14 protein-coding genes are annotated in these 12785 nt (G+C 65.0%); 2 read left to right on the forward strand and 12 right to left on the reverse strand.

Features of this window, described 5'->3' with window-relative positions:
- Positions 1–30 precede the first annotated feature (30 nt).
- Genes rfbD through rfbB form a run of 4 tightly spaced genes read right to left on the reverse strand, consistent with a single transcriptional unit; the run spans position 31 to position 3422 of the window.
- The gene (rfbD, locus tag BHE01S_RS07405; protein WP_042262230.1) at positions 31–924 is read right to left on the reverse strand and encodes a dTDP-4-dehydrorhamnose reductase; all 894 of its coding nucleotides are present in this window, start codon (positions 922–924) and stop codon (positions 31–33) included.
- The gene (rfbC, locus tag BHE01S_RS07410; protein ID WP_042262232.1) at positions 921–1472 is read right to left on the reverse strand and encodes a dTDP-4-dehydrorhamnose 3,5-epimerase; all 552 of its coding nucleotides are present in this window, start codon (positions 1470–1472) and stop codon (positions 921–923) included. Before rfbC ends, rfbD begins: the two co-directional genes overlap by 4 nt.
- A complete protein-coding gene (gene rfbA / locus BHE01S_RS07415; protein WP_042262235.1) occupies positions 1457–2350 on the reverse strand; it encodes a glucose-1-phosphate thymidylyltransferase RfbA in 894 nt (297 codons plus the stop codon). Before rfbA ends, rfbC begins: the two co-directional genes overlap by 16 nt.
- A gap of 10 nt (positions 2351–2360) precedes the next feature.
- Positions 2361–3422: a dTDP-glucose 4,6-dehydratase gene (gene rfbB / locus BHE01S_RS07420; RefSeq protein WP_042262236.1), complete on the reverse strand. Its 1062-nt coding sequence runs from the start codon at positions 3420–3422 to the stop codon at positions 2361–2363.
- Positions 3423–3841: 419 nt separating this feature from the next.
- Here rfbB and BHE01S_RS07425 point away from each other — a divergent pair, with 419 nt between their 5' ends.
- Entirely contained in the window at positions 3842–4693 is an 852-nt protein-coding gene (locus BHE01S_RS07425) for a symmetrical bis(5'-nucleosyl)-tetraphosphatase (protein ID WP_042262238.1), read from the forward strand.
- 36 nt (positions 4694–4729) lie between these two features.
- Here the strand turns inward: BHE01S_RS07425 and BHE01S_RS07430 are convergent, their stop codons facing one another.
- From BHE01S_RS07430 to BHE01S_RS07465, 8 genes are all read right to left on the reverse strand, one after another.
- Positions 4730–5503, reverse strand: a complete 774-nt coding sequence (locus tag BHE01S_RS07430; protein ID WP_084068647.1) for a lysophospholipid acyltransferase family protein — start codon at positions 5501–5503, stop codon at positions 4730–4732.
- A gap of 84 nt (positions 5504–5587) precedes the next feature.
- Positions 5588–6871, reverse strand: coding sequence for a dihydroorotase (locus BHE01S_RS07435; protein ID WP_042262240.1), 1284 nt, complete (start codon positions 6869–6871; stop codon positions 5588–5590).
- Between the two features lie 26 nt (positions 6872–6897).
- Positions 6898–7917 (reverse strand): aspartate carbamoyltransferase catalytic subunit, encoded by a 1020-nt coding sequence (locus tag BHE01S_RS07440; RefSeq protein ID WP_042262242.1) that lies wholly within the window; start codon positions 7915–7917, stop codon positions 6898–6900.
- A gap of 91 nt (positions 7918–8008) precedes the next feature.
- Complete coding sequence (pyrR, locus tag BHE01S_RS07445) at positions 8009–8530, reverse strand: bifunctional pyr operon transcriptional regulator/uracil phosphoribosyltransferase PyrR (RefSeq protein WP_042262243.1); 522 nt, start codon at positions 8528–8530, stop codon at positions 8009–8011.
- A gap of 19 nt (positions 8531–8549) precedes the next feature.
- Positions 8550–8984: a Holliday junction resolvase RuvX gene (ruvX, locus tag BHE01S_RS07450; RefSeq protein ID WP_042262245.1), complete on the reverse strand. Its 435-nt coding sequence runs from the start codon at positions 8982–8984 to the stop codon at positions 8550–8552.
- Positions 8981–9559: a YqgE/AlgH family protein gene (locus BHE01S_RS07455; RefSeq protein ID WP_042262247.1), complete on the reverse strand. Its 579-nt coding sequence runs from the start codon at positions 9557–9559 to the stop codon at positions 8981–8983. Before BHE01S_RS07455 ends, ruvX begins: the two co-directional genes overlap by 4 nt.
- 233 nt (positions 9560–9792) lie before the next feature.
- The gene (locus BHE01S_RS07460; protein ID WP_042262249.1) at positions 9793–11295 is read right to left on the reverse strand and encodes a hypothetical protein; all 1503 of its coding nucleotides are present in this window, start codon (positions 11293–11295) and stop codon (positions 9793–9795) included.
- A gap of 172 nt (positions 11296–11467) precedes the next feature.
- Positions 11468–11638, reverse strand: coding sequence for a rubredoxin (locus tag BHE01S_RS07465; protein WP_008342674.1), 171 nt, complete (start codon positions 11636–11638; stop codon positions 11468–11470).
- Positions 11639–11923: 285 nt separating this feature from the next.
- Between BHE01S_RS07465 and BHE01S_RS07470 the strand changes: the two genes are divergently transcribed.
- A complete protein-coding gene (locus BHE01S_RS07470) occupies positions 11924–12769 on the forward strand; it encodes a hydroxymethylpyrimidine/phosphomethylpyrimidine kinase (protein ID WP_042262690.1) in 846 nt (281 codons plus the stop codon).
- The last annotated feature ends 16 nt before the right edge of the window (positions 12770–12785 follow it).

A 12785-nucleotide genomic window follows, 5' to 3' on the forward strand; every position in this document is an offset into this window, starting at 1 on the left:
ACCTGTTCCTGTTTTCAATACCGAACGCGCTTACTGCTCCAGAAGATCGCCAAGCGCCAGCGCCAGCCCTTCGCGCCAATCGAGGCGACCGAGCCCGAAGCGCCGGTCGAACTTATCGTTGTCGAGCATGGAGTACAGCGGACGACGAGCCGGCGTCGGATACTCGGCCGAAGATATCGGCTCGATCGACGTTGCCTTGATCGCCATCTTCCCTGACGCACGCGCGCCCTCGATGATCGCGCTCGCGAATCCATGCCACGTCGTCTGGCCCGCTGCCGTCATATGGAACAAGCCAGACTCGAATTCGCCGGCGTTGCGCTCGCGTTGTGCCTGCGACACCACATGGGCCGTCAGATCCGCAATCATGCGCGCCGAGGTCGGTGCACCGGTCTGATCGGCCACCACGCGCAGGCTGTCCCGCTCTCCGGCCACGCGCAGCATGGTTCGCAGGAAGTTGCGCCCGCGCGGGCCGTACACCCAAGTGGTGCGCAGCGTGAGCCAGTCGCCAGCCGCGTTTTCAATCGCCCGCTCGCCGGCCAGCTTGCTTGCGCCGTAGGCGTTCAACGGCGCCACCGGATCGGTCTCGATGTACGGCGTGCTCGACAAGCCGTCGAACACGTAATCGGTCGAGTAGTGGATCATCAGCGCGTTTTGCTCGCGCGCGGCCTCTGCCAGCACTCCGACCGCTTCAGCGTTCACCCGGTATGCGAGCGCCATGTCGGTCTCCGCATTGTCAACAGCTGTATAAGCCGCCGCATTGACGATCACATGCGGACGCACCGAAGCGACCAGCTTCGCCAGCGTCTCCGGTTTCGCCAGATCAGCTTCATTGCGATCAAACGCGACGATCTCGCCGAGCGGCGACAGCGCACGGCGAAGTTCCCATCCGACCTGCCCGTTGCGGCCAGTCAGCAGAATCCTCATGCGAATACCTCTGCTTCGGCGAGTGACCGCCCTGCCGCATCTTTCGCGGCAACTTGAGGCGCCCCGTCGAGCGGCCATTCGACTCCTAGCGCCGGGTCGTTCCACAGCAGGCTGCGCTCGAACTCCGGGTACCAGTAGTCGGTCGTCTTATAAAGGAACTCGGCGCTTTCTGAGGTCACGCAGAATCCGTGTGCGAAACCGGGAGGCACCCAAAGTTGTCGCTTGTTGTCGGCAGACAGGTACACGCCCACCCACTTGCCGAAGCTCGGCGAACTGCGGCGGATATCGACCGCCACGTCGAACACTTCACCACTCACCACGCGCACGAGCTTTCCCTGCGGGTGCTGAATCTGGTAATGCAAGCCGCGCAGCACGCCCCTCACAGAGCGCGAATGGTTGTCCTGGACAAACTCTGCACGAACGCCCGCTGCGCTCGCGAAGTCACGTGCATTGAAACTTTCGTAAAAGAAGCCTCGCTCATCACCGAACACTTTGGGCTCGATGATCTTGACGTCCGGCAAAGCAGTCGCTATTACATTGATGGCCATGCCAGGGGGTCCGAAAGTAGATTTTGCAGATAGCGCCCGTAGGCGTTCTTCAACAGCGGAGCAGCCAACGTCTCAAGTTGCTGCGGGCTGATCCAGCGCTGCCGGAACGCAATCTCCTCAGGGCACGCGACCACCAGACCCTGGCGCTTTTGCAGCGTGGCAATGAAAGTGGCTGCCTCGATCAGCGAATCGTGCGTGCCCGTATCGAGCCACGCGTAACCGCGCCCCATGATCTCGACATCGAGCGCACCGTTGGCGAGATAGCGCGAATTGACATCGGTGATTTCGAGCTCGCCGCGCGGCGAAGGCTTGATATCCGCCGCGATATCGCAGACCTGCTTGTCGTAGAAGTACAGGCCCGTGACCGCGTAGTTGGAGCGCGGTTTCGCTGGCTTCTCTTCGATCGAGAGGGCCCGAAACTGCTTGTCGAACTCCACCACGCCATAGCGTTCGGGATCGTGCACGTGATACGCGAACACGGTTGCACCGTCTTCCTGTCCGTTCGCGTGCTCGAGTTGCTTCGCGAGGTCGTGACCGTAAAAAATGTTGTCGCCGAGAATCAGCGCCGACGGATTGTTGCCCACGAAATCGCGGCCAATGATGAAGGCCTGGGCCAGACCATCGGGTGATGGCTGAACCGCGTACTGGATATTCATGCCCCACTGACTGCCGTCGCCGAGCATGGCCTCGAAGCGAGGCGTGTCTTGCGGCGTCGAGATGATCAGGACGTCACGAATACCCGCCACCATCAGCGTGGACAGCGGATAATAAATCATGGGCTTGTCGTAGACCGGCAGCAGCTGCTTCGATACGACGTGGGTAATGGGATAGAGACGGGTTCCCGACCCGCCAGCGAGAATGATGCCCTTGCGTGCCATGACGGTACCTTTACGCGCGTTGCGCGTAGTTGGTCTCAACCCACTTGCGGTAGTCGCCGGAAGCCACTTCGTCGACCCACGCCTGGTTGTCGAGATACCAGCGCACAGTCTTTGCCAGACCCGTCTCGAACGTCTCGGCCGGCTTCCAACCCAGTTCACGCTCGAGTTTGCGCGCATCGATCGCGTAGCGGCGATCATGGCCGGGGCGGTCCGTCACATAGGTGATCTGGTCGCGGTACGAGCCTGCAGCCTTCGGGCGCAGTTCGTCAAGCAAATCGCACAACGTATGCACGACTTCGAGATTCTTCTTTTCGTTCCAGCCGCCAACGTTATACGTTTCGCCGCTCTGACCGCGCGCGAGCACTTCGCGGATCGCGCTGCAGTGGTCGCCCACGTATAGCCAGTCACGCACGTTCTGACCGTCGCCGTACACGGGCAGTGGCTTGCCGGCGAGTGCATTGGCAATCATCAGCGGAATGAGCTTTTCGGGGAACTGGTATGGGCCGTAGTTATTCGAGCAATTCGTGGTGAGCGTGGGCAGGCCATACGTGTGGTGGTAAGCACGTACGAGATGGTCCGAGCCGGCCTTGGTCGCTGAGTACGGGCTGTTGGGCGCGTACGGTGTAGTTTCAGAGAACTGCGGGTCGGTTATGGAGAGCGAACCGAACACCTCGTCGGTAGACACATGCAGGAAGCGGAATGCCGCCCTTTCGGTTTCAGGCAAATCGTTCCAGTATTGCCGCGCCGCTTCAAGCAGCGTAAAGGTGCCGACCACATTGGTCTGAACAAAATCGGCCGGACCGTGGATCGAACGGTCGACGTGGCTTTCCGCTGCGAAATGCAGCACCGCACGCGGCTTGTGCTCGGCGAAGAGCGCGTCGAGCGCCGCCCGGTCACAGATGTCCACGCGCGCGAAGACGTGCTTCGGATTGCCCTGCAGGGATTGCAGCGTTCCAAGATTGCCTGCGTAGGTCAGCTTGTCTACGTTCAGCACCGCTTCGTCAGACTGACCCAGCCAGTCAAGCACAAAGTTGGCGCCGATAAAGCCGGCGCCGCCCGTTACGAGAATCATGGAACTCCTTTATAGCGCGAGTTTGACAGCAAATCTGCCCTGCAGACCCCGACAGCAGAATGCTCTAAAGAATGCTTAAGACTGGCTGCTTGACGAGCGAATACCCGCTTTCAACCACTTGGCATACTTCTAGCTCTGATTTTATGACCCATAATTATAAGGCCAGCCTGAGCGAATGCCATACTGCTAACATCTTGAAACAGCTTGACAAATTGCGATTTAACATTTACGTAATCATGCCACTGCGGACAACGCTCACACCTGCCGCTCGGTAACAATGAAGTCACCCGTTTTCCGGGCCATATCGTCAGGCCGCATTGATCGCTCCCATCATTTGTCCTTCACGTCACGCGGCAAAACTATTCCTGTGCTACCGTCATCCTCTTGTCCCGCGTCATCCCGCATTTGATCCCGATTCAATGACCAAGCAAGCGCCGTTCACAGCCCCTCTCGCTTTCGGCGACCTCCAGGGTTGCCTCACCCCGTTTCGCGAACTGCTCGCTAAAGCCGCTCCGTCCCCGGACACGCCGCTCTGGTTCGCAGGCGACCTGATCAATCGCGGTCCCGCATCGCTCGAAACGTTGCGCGAGGTGATCAATCTCGGCGAGCGCGGCGTGGCAGTGCTGGGCAATCACGACCTGCATCTGCTGTCGGTTTCGGCGGGCATCCGTAAGTCAAAGAAAGACGACACCATCGACGACATCCTGAACGCACCCGACGCCGAAGATCTGTTGCACTGGGTGCGCCACCGCCCGATCGCCCACTACGAGAACGGCATGCTGATGGTGCATGCGGGCGTTTTGCCGCAGTGGGACGTCGAACTCACGATGGAACTCGCGCACGAACTTGAAAAAGCGTTGCGCCGCGACAACTGGCGAGAGACGCTCGCCGGTCTCTACGGCAACCAGCCGAACCGCTGGTCCAGGGATCTCAAGGGCATCGAGCGGCTGCGCGTGACCTGCAGCGCGCTTACGCGCGTGCGTTTTTGCGACAGCGAGGGCGTGATGGACTTCTCAACCAGCGGCGGCCTCGACTCCGCACCGCCTGGGTTCATGCCGTGGTTCGACGTGCCCGGGCGCAAAACGGCCGACACCACCGTGGTATTCGGCCATTGGGCCGCCCTTGGCCTCACCCTGCGCAAGAACCTGGTCGGGCTCGACTCGGGCTGCGTCTGGGGCGAGCAGCTTTCGGCAATCCATCTTGTCGGCGATCCGGGCGAACGCATCCTCACGCAGGTGCCCTGCGAGAGTTGCCGCGCGACGAACGGCTAAAACACACGAATTCGCGCGGGCGCACGCCTTCTGGCGTCAAGTCGCCTGCGCCACGCCGTGCGAATGTGCCGCCGGCTCCGCCTGCATCCTCTCCAACGCCTGCCCCACCGCCTCCTGCGCACGCGCCGCCAGCTTGCGCCGATCATCGCCCGCCTCGATCGCCTCGCCCACATAAACATGAGCGGTCAGCGGCCCAGCCTTGAGCATCGCGTCGAGCGAATCCTTGAGCGAAAGGTCGTCGATATACGCCGGCGCGACCGACTGCCGCCCCTGCGCGTCCTCATACAAAATGCAAAGCGGCTGCACGGGCCTCCCGGCCGACACCGCCGCCTGGAACATGTTCGAGTGAAACGGCTTGAGCGCGAGCCCATCCGAGGTCGTGCCTTCAGGAAACACGCACATCAGCTCGCCGCGCGTCAGACGCCCGGCCAGTTCATGCATGATGCGTTTCGCATCGCTGCGCTTCTCCCGTTCGATGAACACGGTGTCGAGGTTCTGGGCAAACCAGCCGATCAGCGGCCAGTTACGGATCTCCGCCTTCGAGACGAACGGCGTGGGACGCCACGCGTTGATCACGTAGATATCGATCCACGAGATGTGGTTGCTCACGACGAGCGCGCCCGTGTCGAGCCGCGCCGAGTCGTTGTGCACGACGAGCTTCATGCCGCACAGCTCGAGCATCTTGAGGGACCATGCGCGGTTCATGGCGTGGCGCCGGTCGGCGCTTGCGCGTGGAAAACGCAGCGCGACGGTCAAGGCGCCGCGCAGCAGATGCGCGAGCAACCGGGTCTTGCGGATGAAAAGGCTCATGTTTGACGATAGGCTGAATCGCGTGATCCTAGCAGACGCGCATGACACAAATCTGTCATGCGCGCTCGAAACCTCATTCGCCACTCAATCGAACCCACGCTCGAAGCCTACCCGCCCCGCCACGAGCGTGGCGCGCACCACGGCCGGCAACTCATAGCCGAGGAACGGCGTGTTGTGTCCCTGGCTCTTGAGCGCGCGCGGCTCGACGCGCCAGTGTGCATGGGGATCGAACACACAGAGGTCCGCGTTCGCGCCCACGGCGAGCCGTCCCGCGTCACGCTGCATCACGGCAGCCGGCGCCGACGTCACATGGCCGAGCGCCTTCGCAAGCGGCACACGCGCCTCCTGCGCCCATTTCACGGTAAGCGAGAGGAACAGCTCGAGGCCCGTCGCGCCCGGCGTCGCTTCGGCGAAAGGCAGCAACTTCTCGTCGTCGTCCACAGGCGTGTGCTGCGAGCAGATCGCATCGATCGTGCCGTCGACAAGGCCCGCGCGAATCGCCTCGCGATCGCGCTGCTGACGCAGCGGCGGGTCGAGCCGGAACTGCGCGTCGAAATAGCCGATGTCCATGTCGATCAGATGCAGATGGTTGGCCGTCACGTCGCACGTCACCGGCAGGCCCTCGGCTTTCGCGGCGCGTACGAGCGCCACGCCCGCCGCCGACGACAGATGCTGCACGTGCACGCGTGCACCCGTCACGCGCATCAGTTCGAAGAGGGTATGCAGCGCGATCGTCTCCGCGCTCACCGGCACGCCGGAGAGGCCCAGGCGCGAAGCCACCGCGCCGCTCGCGGCCACGCCGCCCTTCGAGAGATACGCGTCCTGCGGCCGCAGCCACACGGCGTAGCCATAGGTGCTCGCGTACTGCAGCGCGCGCAGCAGGACCTGGGTATCGGCAATCGGCGTGTCGGCCTGCGTGAAGCCGATGCAGCCCGCCTCGGTCAGCGACACCATCTCGGTGATCACCTGCCCTTTCAGGCCCACGGTCAGCGCGCCCAGCGGATGCACATGCGCACGCGCGAGCTTGCCCGCGCGGTGCTTGAGCATCTCGACCAGGCCGGCTTCGTCGAGCACGGGGTCCGTATCCGGCGGACACACGAGACTCGTCACGCCGCCCGCGAGCGCCGCGTTCATCTCCGAGTCGAGCGTGGCCTTGTGCTCGTAGCCCGGCTCGCGCAGGCGCGCGCTCAGGTCGACGAGGCCGGGCGCGACCACGAGGCCGCGCGCATCGAGCGTGCGGTCCGCCTGGAAGCCCGCGGGCGCCGCGCCAAGCGCGGCGATCTTGCCCGCTTCGATGTACACGTCCTGCTGCTGCCCGGTGCCGGCCGCCGGATCGACCAGCGTGCCGCCTTGAATACGGATTTTCATCTGCTGCCCTTGTCGTTCTCGCCGTCTCAGTCGTTGTTCCCGGCGACGATGCCCATCACCGCCATGCGCACCGCTATGCCGAAGCTCACCTGATCGAGGATCACCGATTGCGGGCCGTCGGCGACCTGCGAGTCGATTTCCACGCCGCGATTCATCGGCCCCGGATGCATGACGATCGCGTCGGGCGCGGCGAGCGCGAGGCGCTCGGGCGTCAAGCCCCAGCTCTTGAAGTACTCCTGCGCGGAAGGCAGCAGCGCGCCGCTCATGCGCTCGTTTTGCAGACGCAGCATGATGATCACGTCGACGTCCTTCAGGCCTTCATCGAGGTTATGAAACACGCGCACACCCATCTGCTCGAGGCCGCCCGGCAGCAGCGTGCGCGGGCCGATGGCACGCACCTCGGGCACGCCGAGCGTGGTGAGCGCGTGAATGTCCGAGCGCGCCACGCGCGAATGCAGGATGTCGCCCACGATCGCCACGCGCAGGTTCGTGAAGTCGCGCTTGTAATGGCGGATCGTGTACATGTCGAGCAGGCCTTGCGTCGGGTGCGCGTGGCGGCCGTCGCCGGCGTTGATCACGTGCACGTGCGGCGCGCAGTGCTCGGCGATCAGGTACGGCGCGCCGCTCGACGCGTGGCGCACGACGAACATGTCGGCGTGCATCGCCGAAAGGTTGCCGATGGTGTCGAGCAGCGATTCGCCCTTGCTCGTCGACGAAGCGTTGATGTTCAGGTTGAGCACGTCCGCCGAAAGACGCGTGGCCGCAATCTCGAACGTGGTACGCGTGCGTGTGGAGTTCTCGAAAAACAGGTTGAACACCGACTTGCCGCGCAAGAGCGGCACCTTCTTCACCTCGCGGTCGGTCACGCTCACGAACTGCGTGGCGGTGTCGAGAACGTGCGTGAGGATTGAGCGAGAAAGGCCCTCTATCGACAGCAGGTGCTTGAGCTCGCCGTTCTTCGTGAGCTGCGGATTGCCCTTGAGAAAGCCGTAGCGAAAACGCGTGTCGTCCGCCGGGGACGCTGCGGGCGCGGGTTGTGTGTTCATCGCGTGATTCCTGATCTGATGGGCGGCGCGTGGCCGGCGTAGACGCCCGGACGTCTGCCGTCGCTGCCGCTGAAGGTGTTCGATGCGTGCCTCAGTCGCCGCTGCCCGGCTCGACGTGAAAAGCGAAGAGACCGTCCGCGCTGTGTGCGAGCACAAGCGTTTCGCGCGCACCGACGCTCACCGCGCCGCCGGTGAAACGCGCGGACACCGGCAGCTCTCGCCCGCCGCGCTCGGCAAGCACCGCGAGTTCGACGCAAGCCGGACGCCCGTAGTCGTACAGCTCGTTGAGCGCGGCGCGCACGGTGCGGCCCGTGTACAGCACGTCGTCGACGAGCAGGATGTGGCGGCCTTCCACGGCAAAGGGCAGCTTCGTCGGGCTTGCCTTGCTGTGCAAGCCCTTCTTCGCGTAGTCGTCGCGGTGCAGCGCGACGTTGAGCACGCCCCATTCGGGCGCGCCGACATCCTGCGCGAGCCGCTCGGCGATCCACGCGCCGCCGCTATGAATGCCGACGATCGCCACGCCGCCGGGCGCGCCGAACGCATCGGCGTGGTACGCCGCGCGGATCTCGTCAAGAAGGGCGCAATACAGCGCTTCAGCGTCGGGAATGATCATCGGGCCACTCGCAGGCTGGTCAGAGCGGGAGTTCGTCGAGGTACTGCTGAAGAATCACGGAGGCCGCTTCGGCGTCGACATGTTCGACGCGTTCGCCGCGCTCGCGCAGCCGCGCTTCGGCGTCGACGGACGAATAGCGCTCGTCCACCCACACCACCCGCAAACCGAAGCGCCCATTGAGCTGGTTGCCGAAGCGCTTCGCGTGCTGCGTCATGAAGTGCGGCGTGCCGTCCGGATGGCACGGCAAGCCAACGACGAGCAGATCCGGCTGCCACTCGCGCAGCAGCTCGGCTATCGCTTCGAAACGGTAGTCGCGGCTTTTGTTCGGAATGACGGTGAGCGCCCGGGCGCTGCGCGTGAGGGCATTGCCGAGCGCGACGCCGATGCGCTTTTCGCCGTAATCGAACGCAAGCAAGGTGGCCTCGCCGGCCCCTCGCCCAGCGGCCACGCTCATGCGTGACCCGCCTCGCCCGAGAGCATGGAAGAAGAAATGCCGAGCAACGCGAGCGCCGCCTCGAAGCGCTCTTCGGCGGGCACGTCGAAAACGATCTTCGGATCGGCCTCGACCGTGAGCCAGCCGTTCTTCGAAATTTCGTCCTCGAGCTGACCCGCGCCCCAGCCGGCATGGCCGAGCGTGAGGAGGAACCGATCGGGGCCGTTGCCGTTGGCGACGGCTTCGAGCACGTCCTTCGACGTGGTCATCTCGAGGCCGCCCGGCACCGACATCGAAGACGTATAGCTCGTGCCCTCGGCTCGCGCGTGCAGCACGAAACCCCGCTCGGTCTGCACCGGGCCGCCGAAATAGACGGGCACATGCAGGAGCGGCTCGATTTCGAGCTTGAGGTCGATGCGGGAAAAGAGCGCCTCGAGATCGATGTCGGTGGGCCGATTGATGACGAGACCGAGCGCGCCGCGCTCCGAATGATCGCAAAGGTAGACCACCGTTCCTGAAAACGTGGGATCCGCCATGTTCGGCATGGCGATCAGGAACTGGTTGGTCAGATTGATGCGATCGGTACTCTTGGACATGGTTTGAATTCTAGCAAAGACGATGCGCAATGGCGGCGCGCGGCCGGGCCGGAGGTCGGGCGCCCGATGGCCGCCTCGCACCCTGCCAGCCGCTACGCGTTGCGCATTGCACGGAATGGCTCACTCTAACACGCGCATGCTGTGACCTTGCAAGGCAATGGGCCGGTGGCGCAAGGCCGATGCCTGACTCTGCGACGTACGGCCCGCGTCGCGAATCCAGAGGCCGGAGGCGGTCAGTGGGCAATATTTTGCACGGCAACTTGCGCCGCGCCGTTGACGATCGCCGCCCCGAGCGCACGTACTGCGGGCGTGGCATCGGGCTGCGCGACGCCCGCCGCGACCTTGTGGAGCATGGCGCGCAGCGCCTCGCTGGCGTGCTCGATGGCCTCGGCGCCGGGCGCCTGAACCGACGGCGCGCCCCGCGCCTCGAGGGCCGCGAGCGTTGCCGCGTGCGCGGTGCGCCGCCAGGCGAGGCCCAGCGCATCCGCGAGCTGGCCGATGTGGCCGAGCCCGAGTGCCCAGGCCGCGGCGCCGATGCGGTACGCCGCTTCGGCTGCGACCAGCGCCTCGGCGGACTCCGGCGCGCCCACGCCGCGTAACGTCAGGGTGCGCGAGTGCGTGCCGAGCGCGATCATCGCCGCATCGGCAGTCTGCAGAAAATCCTCATACGCGTTGCCGTTCACGACCAGCGCGCCCAGCTCGCGTGTGGGCGCCACGCGCGCCGCGAGCGCGCCGGCCTGCGCGCTGCCGGCTTCCCACAGCGCTTCCGAAGCTTGCGTGCCGGCGATGTGCCATTCCACGGTCAAGCCGTAGTCATGCAGCAGATCGACATCCGCGGTGTCTTCCGCGGCGGCCCCGAACAGCGCGTAGTCGCGCCACAGCAACGCCAGCGTCGAGCGCACGAGCGTTTGCGGCGCGAAACGCAGGCCGCGCGCATGTTCGCCGATCAGCAGATTGCAACGCGCGTAGAGGCGCCGCACGCCCTCGTCGCCCCACGACGCCACGCCGCGCCGCAGCGCGCGTCCGCACGCCGCCGCAAGCCGCCAGAAGTCGTAAGGATCGGAGCTCGATAGCTCGGCCATGCAGGCGTCCATCTCGTCGAACGCGGCGAGCGCGAGCGCGCTGGCCGCGCGGCTGCCGTTGCCGAACTGCGATTTCAGCGCATGCAGGAGCGCCTGCTCGAAGCGCGCGCGCACCTGGCCAAAGCGCTGCGCCGGCTGCGGATGCAGCGTGGCGGGCGCAAGCGGCCGGCCCAGCAGCGCGATGTCCTCGTAGGCGAGCCCGACACCCGGCATGTGCGCCGCGAGCGCGGCCACCATCGCGTGCTGCCGCGCGAAAAGCGCGGGCGAGCACGCCAGCTCGCGCAGATTGCGGCGTTCCAGTGCGGCGACGAGTTCTTTGAGCGCTTCACTGAACAAGAGACGGATTTCGGCGCCGGGCTCTTCCTCGGACGCGTGCAGTGGCCGCGCGGGCAAGCCGGGCGGCGGCGCAACGGGCACCGGCGCGGCGAGCGCGAGCGGGGAAGCAAGGAGCAGCGTGTCGGCAAAGCGCGCGGCGGCAAGCCAGCCGGCGTCGTGCAGCGTGCGGGCGGCCTGGCGCAGCGGCCGGGCGACGTCGCGCTGCTCGTCGAGCGCGGCAAGCGCCTGGGCGAGCGCGCCGAGCGCGAACGGCACCGTGCCGCCGCGCGGATTCGGCAACGCTTCGAACCGCACATCAGAGCTTGAAGGATGACTCATAGGGCAGCGCCGAAAACGTGAGCGGGCCGACCAGGCGGGCGATCTCGACAATCGCGACGGCAGGCGCAAACACGATGCCCGCCGTTGCGACACCGCACTCCACACCCGCCACACTTCTGGAATCTGCAGCCAGACTGCGCGCCGGCAATCGCCAGCTACCTGAGCAACGCGCTCAGATCTGGACCATCTCGAAGTCTTCCTTGCGCGCGCCGCACTCGGGGCAGGTCCAGTTGATCGGGACATCCTCCCAGCGCGTGCCCGGGGCAATGCCTTCGTCTGGCAAACCGGCTTCTTCGTCGTAAATCCAGCCGCAGATCAGGCACATCCAGCTTCTATATTCCATTCTTATGCCGCGTCGAAAAGTCCGAAACCAGTCGGAAAAAAAATCGGGGAAACGAGAGCCATGATGGTACCTTGTTGCCGTTTCCATGCCTAGCAAGAGGAAATCTGGCCTGCACGGGGTCAAACGAAATGCGTCGCCGCGAACGGCCCGTGTCGTGCGAAAAAATCCTTGCGTGCGCCGGGGGCATCCGTCCCCCGGATTCATCGATAAGCCGCATAATTAAAGCATTCTCTTATGACGGCACGGTACGCCGTGCCTGAAGTCCAAATCCATCTCGCCACGTTCATGCCCAGCGACACCCCTCCCATCGTCCTCACCTTCGGCCTTTCCGACCCGACGGGCGGCGGCGGACTGCAAGCCGACCTGCTCACGCTCGCCAGCATGGGATGCCATGGCGTCACCGCGCTGACCGGCTACACGGTGCGCGACTCCGCGGGCTGCGACGAAGTGACCGGGCTCGATCCGGAAACCGTCGCCACCCAGGCGCGCATGCTGCTCGAAGACATGCCCATCGCGGCGTTCAAGGTAGGCGCAGGCGCGCGTGCCGAAGTCGTGAGCGCGATTGCGGAAGTGGTCGCCGACTATGACGACCTGCCGCTCATCCTCGCTCCCGACTTCACGCTCGACGACGAGCACGTGCTCGCCGCCGACGAACTGCGCGAAGCGATGGCCGACCTGCTCGTGCCGCAGACCACGCTGCTCGTGGCCGACTCCGCCACGCTGATCGCGCTCGCGCAGCCGGACGGCGACGCGGAAGCGCCCAGCGTCGACGCCGCCATCGCGCACCTGCTCGCCATGGGCTGCGAGTACATCCTGGCGATGGAAACGGGCACGCATCGGGTCGTCAACACGCTGTACTGCGAAGACGGCCAGTTGCGCCAGGACCTGTGGGACCGCGCCATGCAGCCGATGATGGGCCTGACCGATACGCTCGGCGCCGCCATCGCCGCGCTGCTCGCGAACGGCCAGGAGCCGCCCGAGGCCGTGCGCGAGGCGCAGGAGTATGTGTATCAGGCCGTGCAGAGCGCGTTCAGGCCGGGCATGGGCGCGTGGCTGCCCGATCGGTTCTTCTGGGCGCGGAGCAACGACGCCGACACGGACGAGGCCTCGCCCGGCGAAGCGAAGCCATAACGCTCGCGGCGCGGCG

The sequence above is a fragment of the Paraburkholderia heleia NBRC 101817 genome (assembly GCF_000739775.1).
In the GTDB taxonomy this organism is placed as follows: Bacteria; Pseudomonadota; Gammaproteobacteria; order Burkholderiales; family Burkholderiaceae; genus Paraburkholderia; species Paraburkholderia heleia.

Bases quoted from the DNA above. Each gene is read 5' to 3' on its own strand.
- rfbA (WP_042262235.1), bottom strand. From the start codon at position 2,350: ATGGCACGCAAGGGCATCATTCTCGCTGGCGGGTCGGGAACCCGTCTC.
- ruvX (WP_042262245.1), bottom strand. From the start codon at position 8,984: ATGAGCGTGGCCGCTGGGCGAGGGGCCGGCGAGGCCACCTTGCTTGCG.
- BHE01S_RS07425 (WP_042262238.1), top strand. From the start codon at position 3,842: ATGACCAAGCAAGCGCCGTTCACAGCCCCTCTCGCTTTCGGCGACCTC.
- pyrR (WP_042262243.1), bottom strand. From the start codon at position 8,530: ATGATCATTCCCGACGCTGAAGCGCTGTATTGCGCCCTTCTTGACGAG.
- BHE01S_RS07440 (WP_042262242.1), bottom strand. From the start codon at position 7,917: ATGAACACACAACCCGCGCCCGCAGCGTCCCCGGCGGACGACACGCGT.
- BHE01S_RS07465 (WP_008342674.1), bottom strand. From the start codon at position 11,638: ATGGAATATAGAAGCTGGATGTGCCTGATCTGCGGCTGGATTTACGAC.
- rfbC (WP_042262232.1), bottom strand. From the start codon at position 1,472: ATGGCCATCAATGTAATAGCGACTGCTTTGCCGGACGTCAAGATCATC.
- BHE01S_RS07470 (WP_042262690.1), top strand. From the start codon at position 11,924: ATGCCCAGCGACACCCCTCCCATCGTCCTCACCTTCGGCCTTTCCGAC.
- rfbD (WP_042262230.1), bottom strand. From the start codon at position 924: ATGAGGATTCTGCTGACTGGCCGCAACGGGCAGGTCGGATGGGAACTT.
- BHE01S_RS07430 (WP_084068647.1), bottom strand. From the start codon at position 5,503: ATGAGCCTTTTCATCCGCAAGACCCGGTTGCTCGCGCATCTGCTGCGC.
- BHE01S_RS07460 (WP_042262249.1), bottom strand. From the start codon at position 11,295: ATGAGTCATCCTTCAAGCTCTGATGTGCGGTTCGAAGCGTTGCCGAAT.
- BHE01S_RS07455 (WP_042262247.1), bottom strand. From the start codon at position 9,559: ATGTCCAAGAGTACCGATCGCATCAATCTGACCAACCAGTTCCTGATC.
- rfbB (WP_042262236.1), bottom strand. From the start codon at position 3,422: ATGATTCTCGTAACGGGCGGCGCCGGCTTTATCGGCGCCAACTTTGTG.
- BHE01S_RS07435 (WP_042262240.1), bottom strand. From the start codon at position 6,871: ATGAAAATCCGTATTCAAGGCGGCACGCTGGTCGATCCGGCGGCCGGC.